The organism is Leptospira jelokensis (assembly GCF_004769635.1).
Lineage (GTDB): Bacteria > Spirochaetota > Leptospiria > Leptospirales > Leptospiraceae > Leptospira_A > Leptospira_A jelokensis.
On the sequence record NZ_RQGH01000040.1, the window covers coordinates 78452 to 93654 of the forward strand.

Genomic DNA, 15203 nt, shown 5'->3' on the forward strand with positions numbered 1-15203 from the left:
AGATCCATTTTCTATTGCGCCAGCGATTGCAGCGGAAATCCTTTCGCAAAGCGAAAGATTGGAGCGAAAAGCGCGGTCGCTTTTGGAAGGAGAGTCACTGCCACCAAACGACTGCGAGGCGCCCAATCTCTTTCCTAAAAGAGTAACTTCAATTTACCATTCACTCGATTTCTAAAATTTGTTTCATCCAGTTCCAAGTTTCTTCTGGTCGTTCGAAGGGAAAAAAATGGGTGAAACCCGGAAAGATGGTCACACTTGACTTCGGATGTACTTTTGTGAGTAGGTTTGCATACTTCGGACTACAAACTTCGAATGTTTCGGGAATGGCAATGTGGTTTTCGGTTTTGATGCCATAAAAATTTTTGAAAACATGGAAGTGGGCATGTCCAAAGATTTTTGCTTCGACTCTTGGGTCACAACAGAGTTTCACTTCGTTTTCGTGGCCTGTGGGAACAAAACAAGAATTTAGGTAATCTTCAAAGATCGATGGTTCAAAATTCGCAAACGCTGGGAATTTTCGAAATGACCGCCTAACAAGCTCAATGGATTTGAAATGTGTCCTTCGTTTTTTGGCACCTTTGGCAAGTGGGTTCTCTAAAAATTTAGAAAGTAGGATGAGTTTCCAACCAAGGATGACGGGGTCCATTGCAAGAACTTTGGTAAAGCGTTCTGGTTGTTTTTTTGCAGCAAGTAAAGAAGAGGCACCACCGAGCGAATGGCCAATGATCGTTGCATTTGTGATCCGTTCATGGTCAAGAAGGGAAAGGATTTGGTCACGGAACACATTCCAATTCTTGAATTGCAATGTGAATTCAGAACGACCATGCCCAACAAAGTCTGGTGCAATGACACGGTAATGTTTTTTTAATCGTTCAAAATAATAAAGATAACAACCCGCACTGTAACCGTTGGCATGACAAAAAATAACTGTGGGTCCTGGTGTTTCTGAATCTAAGTAAGCAGTTTCCCAATTTTTGTAGCGAAAGGATTTTGGTTTCATTTTCTATTTGACCCTTCCCGATTTCCATCGGATTTTGTCTCTATCCCATGCAATTCCAAGTCATCCTCTTCTTCTGTATAGCTGTATTCTTCAATGCATTGGCGAATATTTTAATCAAAACATCTTCCATGCAGGACAAACAAGTTTCGCCGGGAGAAGGATTTTGGAATCTTGTTTTTACAGTATTCAATCCTTATTTCATTGCAGGTCTTGCAAGTTTTGGTTTAGCACTTCTTGGTTACCGATATGTTTTAGGAAAAGGATTAAAACTTTCATTAGCATACCCTGTGTTCACTTCCAGTGGTTTTATCATTGTGCTGATTGCTTCTTCCATTTTTTTCAAAGAAAGACTAAATTTTACGCAGTGGCTCGGGATTTCATTTATTTTAGTAGGCGTATGGTTAACCGCCTTGCAGATGTTTGACGTTAACTCTTGATTCCAAAACACCTTTTTAAAATCATTTTTAATTTAAATCGAATCCATTCGCTTTCTGTTTCCATTTTATTTGTCTTAGTTCTCACTTCTTTTTGCAAAAAAGAAAACTCCCTTTCGGAATCGAATTTGGAAGAGGGTAAGTATGATGCGGATAGTAAAATAAATGTGACCAGTCATCTTTCCCAATCAAAACCAAATGTGATCTGGATTGTGATTGATAGCCTTAGGGGTGACATCATTGGAAATTACAATGTAACACCTAACATAGATATGTTTGCCAAAGATGGGATCCAATTCCAATACCATTTGGTGAATGCTGCATGGACTCGGCCATCCACACTTGTTTTTTTTACAGGGAAATATGCTTCCGCCAATCCTGTCAATTTTTGGGATTACCCCACGACAAAATCGGAGGTGCAAGCCTTTTATCGTTCTGAAAAAAAACCATTGCCCAAAGTATTAAAAGATTCAAAGTATAACACGGTAATGGTGGGAAATAATCCATTCCTTACTGATAAGTATGGACTTGGTGTCGATGTAGGTTTTGATGAGTTATACGATTTCTCTAACTACAGTGAAGATACCAAAAAAATCACAAAAAAAACCTTAGAAGTGTTGGAAGCTGTCTCAGCAAAAGAAGATCCTTTCTTTTTGTTTTTGAATTACAATGATCCCCACAAACCTTATACACCGCCTCCTGGATTCACAAACCGAATCCAAACAAAGGAAAACTTAGACGAACGAAAGTTGAATTATTTGGGTGAAGTGGCTTTTGTGGATGAAGAGCTGGGAAAGGTTTTTGAATCAATTAAAACCAAAGGACTTTGGGAAAATTCTCTGATCCTCATCACCGCCGATCATGGAGAAGTGATGCATTCTTCACATGCGATCTCTCCTTTTACAGGGACCAATACCTATTATGGACATGGACAGGATTTGTTTTTAGAAAATATCCATGTACCACTTCTTATCAAATTACCAAATTCCAAATTGCAAAAAGCAGTTCAGTCTATGACACGCTCCATTGATTTGTATCCAACCGTTCTTGATTATATTGGAATTCCGATACCAAAATCCATCCATGGATTGTCTTTGCGTCCCATCATCGAAGGAAAAGAGACCAACAAACGAACATACTACGGGGAGACAAGGTTCACGCAAGGGTATGGAGAAGGGAAAGAGTTTTTATTGCAAAGGTCGTACCGGTTTCATGAATTAGGAAAGTTTTGGCAAGGTTCAGTTGGAAACGAGTTTTATTTGTATTTTGATACAACGTCTGATCCGAACCAAGAAAGACCCATTCGGATCAACCACATGGATTCTATCGGCGAACTAAAATTAAATGCAGCATTAGAGAAAAAAATGAAAAGGTTTTGGAAACAAATTCGTTCGATGGAACCAAAACTTCCAATGTATCACCTATGGGTGAACCCAAGTCCTACTGCAACTGAATCAGAAATTCAGATTTCTGTTCCGAGTGGCATCATCCGTTTGGAAAATCTTCCATCCAATGTGATTGTCGAAGAAAAAGGGAAATTCGTAAAACTCAAAACCAAGGATCAAGTTCCGTTTCAAATTAGTTTTGAAGTATACCCTGATGTGAGTTTTCCTGAATTCAAAGTTTGGATGGGGAAACAAGAAGTCGCAAAATCGGATATCCGAATCGGTTATTTTGGTGTGAATCTTTCGGCGTGTAAGAGGGACTGTGATCTGTTATACGAATCGCAATCCTTTCGGCCAATCATCCACCCACAAACAAAGGTTCATTTTTGGAAAGAAGGTGGCCTAAAAAAATCCTACGAAAACAAACAAGAACTTGGAACTGATGCATTGGACATACTAAAAAAACAAGGGTATGTGCAATAACTACTTTTCTATCCGAATGAATATTTAAACCCATTCACATTGAATCGCACTGGATGGGAATCAAATTCAGATTATCAATCATTGTCGTTGTTTGTGACTGAAAGATTGGGGATCGTTTCTCCATTAAATCCTGTCCCACCACCTCTCAGAGATCCAAATAAAATTGAATAAAGTACATTCCCATCCACCAAACCATCATCCACACCAGTGATCACAATATTTTGAAAGGAATTCCAATCAGTGGATGTAAATGTTAGATTTGAAAGAGAGCTTGTGCCTTCTGCAACATTGGAACTTGATACTGCAATGTTTACATTTGTAGTTGGACGTGCCCGTAGCCTAACTTGGAATCGAGACTGACCACCAAGTTCCGTTGTTACTAAATTAGGTGAAGAGACTAAGCCTCCATGAACGTTGGGAGAGGTGCCACAAGCGGCCATCGGATTTGGATCAATACAGGGAACGATATCGTATAAATTGTAGATGTGGACTCCTGGAATGGAACTTGGAGTGAGTGCACTGTAAATGGTGGACGGAGAAAATCCAGTTCCAGTTTCACTGGAAGAGATTTGAGGGTTGATGTTATAATTTGCATCTAACACGTCGGCTGAGTCTTGGCCAACGATCGTAACCAACTGTCCTGTGCCAAAATTGGATGGAGTAAAAGTCAATGGTGCTGTGGGAAAGGAAACAAGCCCACCAGGAGTGCTTGAAAAATTAATTGTAACATCGGTTGTGGGTTGTGAATTGAGATAGATGTAAAACTCAGAACTTGCACCCGTTTGGGAAGTGATAACCGTAGCTGGTGCAAAAGCAGATGTGGTGATGCCTGCGGAATCGTTGTCATTTAACGTGAGTTCGGGGTAATCAGCCGATGGAAAAGGATTCACTCCATTGTAAAATCCATCGGTGGAGGTTAGCACTCCCACTTCAATCGGACAAACTACATTGCCATCGTCTACTGAATCGTTAAATGGTGTAACCGTGATTGTGTTGTGTGCTCCAATTGTATTCCAATTAGCATTTGTAATGGTGACGGTGTTTGTTGAAATCGAAAACTGTGTGACAGTCGGACCCGTAAACAAAGTACATGGGAAACTAGAAGGGATCGAAATTGGGATTGTAACATCATCAGTTGGGGCTTGGCTGAGTAAAATGTAAATGGAAAACGATGCCGCATTTTCTGCGCGAACCATTACTTGCGGTGTGATGACAGTCACAGGATTTTCAGAGACACTATAATTGACTAGGTTTGCGGTGGTGCCATTACTCCCCACAAAACTATCATACCAAGATGGGAAAGATCCCGTTTCAGCTCCCGAAACAGTGATGTTATAATTTATATTTCCATCACTCAATAGATCTGACACACCAACAATTTCCACTGGAACAGATGTGCTCCAATTGGTTTCATCAAATACATATTGTTTGGAACCAACAGGAGTTCCACTGTCATTGATCATCCCTTCTGTTGTGTCAGATGTGGATAAGGTCACTGTCACAGAATTTCCTGGGATGGGGCGGCTCCCTAATCGTAAACTGTAAAAAGTAGAAAACCCTGACTCAGTCGTAAAGTAAGGTTGTCCTGTATCCAAAGTGAATAAAATTTTTGGAGATGGGTTGTCGTTATCAGTGATAGTAATGGTTACATCACTTGGATTCATTCCTTCATAGTCAGTGCCAGAACCGGAAATTGCACCTAATGTAAGTGTATGGGTCCTTGTATTGGATTCATTGATGGAATCATTGACCACAGTGACTGTCACGGTTTGTGCTGTTCCATAATTTGTATGAGTGAATGTAAGGTTTGCTGGCGAAAAACTATATTGAGTAGAATCAGGTAACGAAAATGTTTCCGCTGTGATGGGGATGGTCACAGAACCACTCGCACAAGATGCCAAGTTGCCCGGAGTGTCACAGGGAGCTGCATTCAATCGAAGAGTAAACGTTCCATCTGCATCACCTTCTGTTAGATTGAGTGTAGTTGTGGAAAAGGTAAACCCTTTTGTATCATTGTCTGTGATGGTGACCACCAAATTCCCGTTTGTATCTGTATACCCAGGCACAGCCCCCGTGGGATACAAACCTGTAAAATAAGATCCATTTGCTTGTGGGATATGAATTGTGACTGGAATATTTCCATCAGCAAAAGAATCTGTCACAGAACGAATCGTGATGGTTTGGGCTACATCCCATCCACTTTCACTCGAATTCCCAGTAAAACTCCCTGCCTGTCCGTTGGTGGGAGTAAAGGTGAGTGTACGTGAAGCGGCAACTCCGGAAACACTATTGAGTAAAACAGCTTCCGTACCATCAGAAGAGGTGATGGGCCCAATTACGACATTCGAATTCGGTTTTAAAGACAAACGAATTTCAAATGTGATGGTAGAGGTCCCATTTTCTACTATGGAAGAAGCAGATAAATTTTGAATGCGCACCATAGGTTCGTTGCTATCGGTGTTGATTGCGGTCACGGCTGGGATTGAAAGAGAATTGTATTTTGTATCAACAGAGGATGAATTTGCAAAATTGATATTTACATTTTGGTCACCATCATCTGTGCCATCTAACACAGATGTGATGGTAACGGTTTGCGGTGTATTCCAGTTGGCTGTGGTAAATGATAAAGAAGTTGGTGATACGGTAATCTCTGAAGTATTACTAGAAGAAATTGTTGGTAGGTTCACAGTTTGGGTGGGTTGTGAATTTAAAACAACAGTAAAAGTTTCAGTAAAGGGAGTACCATTTTCATGAACGACAAGCCCGCCAACAGGAGTCACTGTAATCCCTGCAGTATCATCGTCAGTTACAGAGAAACTAATTTGTGTTGGAGGTGGGATAACATTGTAAACAGGATCAGCGCTCCCCCCGGTATCCACAGAGCCAAACTGTAATACCACTGTCCTTGTATCTTCATCAATGGAGTTATTATTTGTTGTTATTTGGATCAATTGGTCAATGTTCCAATTGGCATTGGTAAACACCAAACTAGCTGTATTCACATTGGTAATGGAATTGTTTTCATTAATTCCAGTGAGGGTGACAGTGGAACCAGGTGGGGGTTGGGAAGAAAGGCGTATTGTAAAATTAAGCAAACCACCATTTTCTGAGATGGTCAAACTTCCAGGCGAACTTAAAACAAAACCAGGTACGTCATTATCGGTGTTGGTTACTGTTGGAAATACTGGTCCCGCCAAACCATTGTAATCTGAGTCTGTTGATGTGGCAGCACTAGAAACGATCGATACTGTCTGTGATCCATCCACAATGAATTCATCCACTCCAGTGACCGTTACGATCTTGGGTGTAAACCATTCTGCAGGGGCGAAGCTGAGTGTAGAGGGACTAGTAACTGCTTCAGAGCTCGGAGTCGCCACAATGGAAGGAATGGTGACGGTATCTGTAGGAAGTGTATTTAATACCACTCCAAATGACACAGCACCTCCGGCTTCTGTTGTGGTTAAACCAGATAAATTCACTACAGTAAAACCAGCAATATCATTATCTACATTGGTACCTGTGATGATTGGAACCACCTTTCCCATGTAAGCTGGATCAAAAGAGATCGTTGGGTCGGCAGAGATTTGGAATGTGCTATCATCAACACTAAAATCATCGACACCAGTCACTGTTACTGATTGAGGTACATCCCAGTTATTAGGTGTAAAAACAAGTTCAATGGATTCGACAGTTGCCTCTGTTGTATCATTTGATACAAAATTCCGAATGTAAACATCTTGCATCGGCCTTGTTTGTAATACGTAAAAAATTTGGCCAGTTTCCCCCGTTTCTGATGTTAACAGTCCAAAAACAGGACTTGCAGCCACACCAGAAGATTCGTTGTCGGTATTAACTACAATTAGTACTGGTAAACTCTGCGTTGAAAATCGGAAGTCAGAAGTTAAGATACTTCCTAATTGTACACGAAAGGTTTGGTTTCCATCTGCCAAGAGATCGTCAACTCCCGCCAAACGAACTGTATGCGGTTCGTCCCAATTTTCTGGAGTAAAATCGATAAATGTATCGGATAATAAAACTCCTTCTGTGGGATCGGAGATGGTGATTGGTCCAATTCTCACTGAACTGTTTGGTTCAATGTTCAAACGAAGTATGAATTCTGCTTGTCTTCCATTTTCACTCGTGAATAAAAAATTGGGAGCTTCATAGATCACAGAACCTTGGCCGGCTGCTTGGACAAAAAACGAGCCGAACAATCTTTGTAGATTAACAGGAGTTACCGATTGGCAGGAAAAAAAGAAGGTTGAGAAGAGGATGAGGGCAAAGGAAATTTTTGGTTTGAACACGGTTCCGATTTGTCCTCTTATGCATCCCATTTAGGGTTCTCCCTCTTTATTCTACGAGAAAAAAGGCCAAAATCAGAAAAAAATTTCCAGGAAATGCAATAAAACAAGATGAACCAAAACACAAACCCCAACGCAAAAGGTCCACTTTCAGGCGTAAAAGTCGTCGATTTGTCCTTACTCCTTCCAGGGCCACTTTGTTCCCAACACCTTGCCGATATGGGAGCCGAAGTCATTAAAATCGAAAACCCTCGTGCCTATGATGGGTCACGGGCAATGTTCAAAGGCAAAACCGGATACCCCGCCCTCTTTATGATGCTCAACCGAAACAAAAAGGCGATCACTCTCAATTTAAAACGAGAACAAGCCAAAGAAATTTTATTCAAACTATTAGAAGATGCTGATATTCTGTTGGAAGGATTTAGGCCTGATGGAATGGATAAAATGGGAATTGGGTATGATGTCCTAAAAGAAAAATTCCCACGTTTGATTTACTGTGGCATTTCTGGTTATGGGACCAGTGGAAAGTACGTAGACTTTGCTGGACATGATTTGAATTATCTGGCGATCTCTGGTGTCCTTGACCAAACGGGAAATCCTCCGAGACCTGCCGGTTTCCAAATGGCTGATGTAGGTGGCGGAACACTCACAGCTCTTTCTGCTATCCTTGCTGCTTTGTATTATAGAGAAAAAACAGGTAAGGGGCAAAAGATTGATATCTCGATGACTGATGCCTCTATCCAATTCATATCCCTTTATGGTGGGATTTTGTCAGCATCTGGTGTTTCTCCAGAAGCAGGGAATGATATCCTTTCTGGTAAATTACCAAATTATAATGTATATGAAACAAAAGAAGGTAGGTATGTAGCACTCGGTGCTTTGGAAGATATGTTTTTCCAAACATTTTTGCGAGCTGCGGGAATGGAAAATTTAACAAAAGAACACCCTATGGTTGAAGAAAACCTCCCTATCATTAAACAAAAGTTAACTGATTATTTTAAATCCAAAACCTTTACTGACTTACAACCGATTTTTGACAACACGGATGCTTGTTTGTCTCCAATACTGAATATGAAGGAAGTATCGGAAGACCAACATATGAAAGATCGAGGGATGGTTCTCGAAAGGAATCATCCAAAATATGGTCCAATCTTACAATTTGGATCTCCTTTTCATTTTTCGGAAACACCATTTGTGTACCGCAATGACCCACCGGAACATGGAGAGCACACCGAGGAAATTTTAACCCAATTGGGGTTTTCCAAAGAGCATATTTCAGGCTTCAAAAAAGACAGAGTCATCTAACGAATCTTGCTTTTTTTTTCGAACTTCTGTACTTTGTCCTAGGGGAGAGGTAAACTCTCCCTTACACAAATCCATATGAAGTTTTTACAAGTATCTGACCTACACCTTTCCTCCTTAACAAAAGAAGAAGAGACCTATTCACTAAACGTCCTCAAGGAAATTATAGAAACTGCAGAATCCAAAGGCTGTGATCGGGTATTTTTTTGTGGGGATGTTTTCAATCGCTTCCCCGATTTGGAAACCCTACGTTCGCAGTTTATCAAATTGGTTTCTTCGTTTTCTGGGTATGTGTATTTTTTGCCTGGCAATCATGAAGTATTAGAAAAAAAAGGAAATGAAACTTCATATGCGGCATACGATTGGTCAAAAAAAGTCAGTGTGCTAAGCGCTCTCCCTTTTACTTTTTTTGAAGATAGCGGAATCGAATTTGTTGCAATCCCTCACCAAGATAACTATTCCGAAATTTTATTAACGCCCCCTCCACCAAAAAAATCACAAATACGAATTGGCCTTGCTCATGGGACCGTGTCAGGGATGAGCTTTACCGGTTTACAAGAAGAGGAAGAAGAAGGTGGTTCTTATTTGGATCCAAATCTATTACAAATTTTGGATTTGGATTATCTTGCAATCGGACATTTACATAGACACCGCTTTGGAACTGTTGGAAAATGTAATGTTGGTTATGCGGGATCATCCCGCGTTTGGCGAAAGGGTGAGTTTGGGCCACGGGGTGGCATTATCATTGAAATTGAAAATGGCAAATTACAAACCGAATTCATTCCATGGAAATCAGCTGGTGAATACCGTGAAATCATTGTTAACTTAGATACTGATGGAAATCCGGAACTTGGAGTCGATGAGTATTTGGCAAATACATCCCCCAATGATTGGATTTGTTTTCGATTCGTAGGGTATGTGGATTCCATGGACGGAAAACAAAAGTTCCAAGAAACCATCGAAAGAGAATGGAAACAGAAATTTCGAATTTGTGAATTTGATCCCGATGAAACCCAAGTTTTTGTCCTGCAAAATATTTCGGAAAATGAATTCATCAAACAATTTTTAGAGAAAATGGAAGAACGGAAAAACCAAATGGATCCTGGTCTCTGGAGGTTCACTCGTGTAACAGGGATTCGGTTTATTTTGGATGGGGGAAAAGTAAAATGAAATTGAAATTAGAAAACTTCGGTATCTTTACTTCAAAAGAATTCCCAATTCAAAGAATTACAGTTTTTACGGGACCAAACGAATCTGGAAAAACCACCATTTTGGATGCCTTTGTTTCAGCCCTAGTGAAAGTAACGGGTACAAAAAAATATGGAAAACTATTAAATGAAAGGTATCAGGAAAATCGAAATTCTGATTTAGGAATTGAGAAACAAAGTCTCTCCCCAAATTTATTTTTAAACTCACTTGTCATTAGGGAAGGGAATATGGAGGTAGGTTCCGATAGTGAACTCACTTCGGTGATTGAACAATCCATTTTTGATAGTGGTTTCAATCCAGGTTACTTAAAAGAACAAGCTGAAATCCAAGTCACTAAAAATGGAAATCGCAAAGTCGTAAAGGATTGGAATTTAGCATTATCGGAGTTAGATGCCGCTAAACGAAAATTTGATGAATCCGAACGAAACTTAAACCAAATTTCAAAACAATTTGCAGAATTGCCAAGTTTGGAATTGGAAAGACAAAACAAAAAAACAGAAATAGAAAGTTTTGTAACTGAAAGAAATACATTACAAAAACAATTTGAAGAGTTAAAAGAAAAGGAACTCCATGCAGATGCAGATCGAGTGTATCATCAGATTTTGCAATGGGAAATGTTGTCTCAAGAGAAAAAAACTGATTCTAAATTTTTACAAAATGATTCGGAAAAACAAATCAAATCACTCGAAGAATCCATTCGGGCTGGCAAACAAAAAATAGAGGCAACAAAAGAAAGGATAGGCGAATTAGAAAATGGGAAAACTGCTTCAAATTCTAATCGATCTAGTTTAGAAAACAAATTCCAAAAACTAGAGTCTTATTTTCAGTTTTTTGAATCTTGGAAAGATGTGCTCCGCAAATTCCAAGATGATTTCCCTGTTGTTCCAAAAGTCACCTGGAATCCATTTTACAGAAGTTTGGCGGTTGTATCTATCTTCCTTACTTTGTTTACCGTGATAACAATCCTTTTCGCTGATTTTGGAAATTGGATATACATCCTTTTAGGCTTATTTTTAGGTTTGTCTTTGTTTTTTGGTATCAAAATGAAAGAAACCAAACTCGAAAAAGACGAAGCCAAATGGAATGAAATGATCCGTCGGATAACAAGTGAAATGGAAACCAAAACTTTGGGTGAATGGAAACCTGATTCCCTTCACTTGGATTCATTGTTTACCACTTTCCAAAGGTATGAAAGGGAATACACAAAACAGAAATTAGAACTTCAAAATTTAGTTGTTATGATTTCTAAAATGGAATCGGAAATCCAGAACCAAGAAAATCTTTTGAAAAAAGAAAAAGATGTTTTAGATGAAAAAGAAAAAGAACGTTCGACCCACTTGCAAAATTTAGGTGTGAGTTCTCTTAGCGAATTAAGCGAAACCTTGGTCCAAATACGCCTCAAAGCTGACAAAATCAAAACCATTGAAGATTCCCTGGGAGTAGAAATTAAAAAATGGGAAACAGATGGAATTGAGTCACTCAAACTCAAACTCAAAGATAAAATGAGTGATTGGGAGAAACAGGGAATTGGTAAACAATTCCAACCAGAAGACCGAACCACCAAACAACGACTTGAGAATCGTATCAGAGAGTTAACTGAATTGATTCGAAGTTTGGAAGTAAAGATTGTAGACTTAGAAAAAAAATTGGATACCGGAAAAGCAATTTTGGAATCCCAAATGGTTCCTGCTCAAAAAGAATGGGAATCCAACAAAAAAGATCTTGAGTCCAAAGAAAAAAAGAAAATCGAATTGGAAAAAAATTTCCAAGCCTTTGAAGTCCTTGTTGGAATTTTTTCAGAAATGCAAAAAGAAAGTACAGATAAAATGTCTTCTCTTGTGCGTTCCTTACAAAACAGAATGGATGCCATCAAAGGTACAATGCCATCCAAACAAATCCATTGGAATGGGTTTTCTGACGAAATCCAAATCACATCAAATCAAAATGAAGGACATTTTTCTTTTGGACAATTGTCAACGGGAACACGCGAACAAATTTCCTTTGTTTTGCGATTGGAATATGCATTTCGTATTGGAAACCAATTTAATGTCCTTTACTTATTGTTAGATGAACCGTTTCGGCACATGGACAATGTTCGGCGAAATGCGGCATTGGAATATACCCTTCAATGCATTGCAAATTCTGATGAAAATTGGAAAGTGGTGTTTTTTAGTTTTGATGAGGATTTGGTGGCAAACATCCAAGGATTGGCAGAAAAGTACAACCTTCCCTGCCAAATCCATACGTTATCTAAACAAGTTTCTTAGCTTCTGCAAGAACGGTATCGTAGTTAGGTTCACTTCCAATTTCAGGAACAAGTTCCGTGTAACGAACCACATCGTCTTTATCGACAACAAAAACGGCTCTTGCGGATAATCCAGCAAGTGGGCCACCAGAGATATGGGTTCCATAGTTTTTGGAGAACGAAAAGTCTTTAAATTGGGAACCTGTGATTAGGTTTTCCGAGTTGATGCCTTCCGTGGAACAAAATCGTTTCATGGCAAAAGGTAAATCACCAGAAATGATTAGAGTGGTGATCCCATTTTCTTTTGCTACCTTTTCGTTGAATTTTTTTGTTTCGATGGCACAAACCGGAGTGTCGAGGCTTGGTACGGCTACAAGGATTTTTACCTTACCTGCCAGATCTTTTAAGGAAATATCACTTAAATCTTGTTTGGCGACTTTGAAATCAGGAGCTTTGTCTCCAGGTTTTGGGATGGATCCTTCGAGAGGAACGGGATTTCCTTTGAGTGTTACTTGTGCCATATTTTCTCCTATGTTTCTTTTAGACTGGGATTCATTCTCTTAAGAGTTTCTTTCTTGTGGAAGGATTTTTTCCATCCAAAGGAAAGATTCTGCAAGTTCTCCCTTTTGGATGGTGGCACTCAAATGGCGCACTCGGTCCAATATCCAAGTAGGAGAGTGTTCGCTAAGTCCCGAAAAGGCAGACAGTTCTTCAGCATTGAGTGTACCATCAAAGGAAGCACAGATGGCAAAAATAGCAACCGGCCATTGTTTTTCTTCTTCTGGCAATGACTGGAGGGACAAAACAAAAGCCTCCCAGTCATCTAAGTGTTGTAATGTTTCTCGATTTGGCAAAAGCCCAAGTAAACCAAAGAGTAGGTATTCAAAATTGGGATGAAACGTTTTTGTATACACAATTGAAAGTGCAACGGAGCGTAACACCGATTCTATCAGTTTTGGATTCCTAAATTTCGATTTGATTTGGATGAGGAGGGAATCTGCTAATTTTCTTGTGATGATTCGTTTTCTTAATTCAAAAAGAATGATATAAGTAGTAACGGCATCCCATATCCCGGTGATAGGCCCTGAAATGTATTCAATGAGAAAACGTAAACTAGTCCTTCCCAAAAATACCTTTAACAATAGTTTTGCGAAAATATTGGATAAAAATACCTTACTTTTATACAAGAGAGTTCGAATAAACAATGCCCTCTCATTTAAGTGTTTGTAAGGATCAATCCCATAAAGGCGGATCCTCGGGTCAGGGATTTCCAATACGAGACGTGCCATCATCCCTGGGATGGGTGTGATGAGTTCAGGTTCTTCAGCAAGTTCCACATCAGCAGCTTTTGCCATTTGGTAGGAAAGGTAAAACCCCAACCGGAAGAGGAGGTAAAACTCAAGGACAGTGATGGAAGTGAGTAGGACAAGGAAACCAACGAGAGCTTGGTAGGGAATGTCAGAAAGGTGGGAAAATGAGATGGCTGGCAAATACAAGGAAAGGTATACAAAGAGAACGGAAGGAAAAAAACCAATCCAAAACGACCAAAAACTGCCCCAAAATAGGAGTTGTTTCGAAGCTTCAGAAAAACTGGTTTCTGCCTTTTGTCCCTCGTTTTTCGTAGATGTCCGAATTGCAATGAGGACCCGGCGGCCCCATTGTTCTAAAATTCCTGGTTTGTAACGATCTGTACTCATTTTTTTGCAACCGGAATCGGATTTCGGACTCCCACTCCATGGAACAGGAATTTTCTATGACGACACAAGCTGAAATCAAAGTCAAAAACCCAATCGATTGGGTGACTACGATTTTTTTACTCACATCCCCCCTCGTTGGTATCTTCGGAACCATCTACGTTACCATATATGAAACCATTCATTTGGGAACATGGGCACTTTTTTTGTTTTATTTTTTTGCGACGGGCATGGGGATTACAGTTGGTTACCACAGACTGTTTTCACACAAAGCCTATGAAGCGAAATCCCCCATAAAACTTTTGTTATTGTTGTTTGGAGCAGCTGCCTTCCAATCCACTGCGCTCGAATGGAGTGAAGACCACCGCATCCATCACAAATTTGTGGATACAGACAAGGATCCATACTCCATCAAAAAAGGGTTTTGGTATGCTCATATTGGTTGGTTATTTCGCAAACGAAACTATGTTGGGCAAGGGGTCCAAGATTTGCTGAATGACCCACTCGTAGTTTGGCAACACAAACATTTTTATTCGATTTCAATCTTTATGTGTTTCATTTTGCCTGGACTCATCACCATGTTATGGGGATCCTTCTTAGAAGGATTTTTTGTAGCCGGGTTTTTACGATTATTTGTAGTCCACCAATTTACTTTTTTTATCAATAGTGCCTGCCATGTTTGGGGAGAACGAACTTTCTCAAAGGAACAAACGGCTCGTGACAATTGGATGATCGCATTTTTTACGTTTGGTGAAGGATACCATAACTTCCATCATGAATTCCAAATGGATTATCGGAATGGAATACGTTGGTATGATTATGATCCATCCAAGTGGATGATCAAATTCCTTTCTTTTTTTGGCCTTACTTATAATTTAAAAAAAGTTTCAGAAGAAAAAATTTTACAAAAAACCATGTTTATCAAAGAGAAGGAAACCCTTCACCAGTATTCGAATCTCGGTGAGGACAAACTAAAATCTTGGTCTGAACAATTGGCTCATCTGAGAGAAACAGCAATCTTAGAATACCAAAAATGGTCGAAAGCAAAACAAACTGCAAATGAAACTGAAGCGGGAGTTTCCAAAAAGAACTTTGAAACCACAAAGGAAAATTGGGAAAAACTGTTAAGCCGTCCACTTTTCTCCTAACA

At 39.6% G+C, this 15203-nt stretch carries 10 protein-coding genes; 6 read left to right on the forward strand and 4 right to left on the reverse strand.

The window, feature by feature from the left end:
• Positions 1–160: 160 nt before the first annotated feature.
• Positions 161–1000 (reverse strand): alpha/beta fold hydrolase, encoded by an 840-nt coding sequence (locus EHQ62_RS18300; RefSeq protein ID WP_135645522.1) that lies wholly within the window; start codon positions 998–1000, stop codon positions 161–163.
• Between the two features lie 47 nt (positions 1001–1047).
• Here EHQ62_RS18300 and EHQ62_RS18305 point away from each other — a divergent pair, with 47 nt between their 5' ends.
• Together EHQ62_RS18305 and EHQ62_RS18310 are read left to right on the forward strand one after the other, a co-directional pair.
• Positions 1048–1437 (forward strand): DMT family transporter, encoded by a 390-nt coding sequence (locus EHQ62_RS18305; RefSeq protein ID WP_135645524.1) that lies wholly within the window; start codon positions 1048–1050, stop codon positions 1435–1437.
• Between the two features lie 20 nt (positions 1438–1457).
• Complete coding sequence (locus EHQ62_RS18310) at positions 1458–3302, forward strand: sulfatase (RefSeq protein ID WP_425269551.1); 1845 nt, start codon at positions 1458–1460, stop codon at positions 3300–3302.
• A 74-nt stretch (positions 3303–3376) separates the two neighbouring features.
• Here EHQ62_RS18310 and EHQ62_RS18315 read toward each other — a convergent pair whose 3' ends face one another.
• Positions 3377–7636: a beta strand repeat-containing protein gene (locus EHQ62_RS18315; RefSeq protein ID WP_135645526.1), complete on the reverse strand. Its 4260-nt coding sequence runs from the start codon at positions 7634–7636 to the stop codon at positions 3377–3379.
• Positions 7637–7714: 78 nt separating this feature from the next.
• Between EHQ62_RS18315 and EHQ62_RS18320 the strand changes: the two genes are divergently transcribed.
• The 3 genes from EHQ62_RS18320 (at position 7715) to EHQ62_RS18330 (ending at position 12381) form a co-directional block, all read left to right on the forward strand.
• Entirely contained in the window at positions 7715–8908 is a 1194-nt protein-coding gene (locus EHQ62_RS18320) for a CaiB/BaiF CoA transferase family protein (protein WP_135645528.1), read from the forward strand.
• Between the two features lie 75 nt (positions 8909–8983).
• A complete protein-coding gene (locus EHQ62_RS18325; RefSeq protein ID WP_135645530.1) occupies positions 8984–10075 on the forward strand; it encodes a metallophosphoesterase family protein in 1092 nt (363 codons plus the stop codon).
• A complete protein-coding gene (locus EHQ62_RS18330; RefSeq protein WP_135645532.1) occupies positions 10072–12381 on the forward strand; it encodes an ATP-binding protein in 2310 nt (769 codons plus the stop codon). The genes EHQ62_RS18325 and EHQ62_RS18330 overlap by 4 nt, the downstream gene beginning before the upstream one ends.
• Here the strand turns inward: EHQ62_RS18330 and tpx are convergent.
• Positions 12365–12880 carry a thiol peroxidase gene (gene tpx / locus EHQ62_RS18335; RefSeq protein WP_015676275.1) on the reverse strand — a complete coding sequence of 172 codons (516 nt, stop codon included), beginning with the start codon at positions 12878–12880 and terminating at the stop codon, positions 12365–12367. The genes EHQ62_RS18330 and tpx overlap by 17 nt on opposite strands.
• Before the next feature lie 39 nt (positions 12881–12919).
• Positions 12920–14056, reverse strand: coding sequence for an LBF_2804 family protein (locus tag EHQ62_RS18340; RefSeq protein WP_135645535.1), 1137 nt, complete (start codon positions 14054–14056; stop codon positions 12920–12922).
• 56 nt (positions 14057–14112) lie between these two features.
• On the opposite strand from EHQ62_RS18340, the gene EHQ62_RS18345 reads away from it, so the two are divergent.
• A complete protein-coding gene (locus tag EHQ62_RS18345; RefSeq protein WP_135645537.1) occupies positions 14113–15201 on the forward strand; it encodes an acyl-CoA desaturase in 1089 nt (362 codons plus the stop codon).
• Positions 15202–15203: the final 2 nt, after the last annotated feature.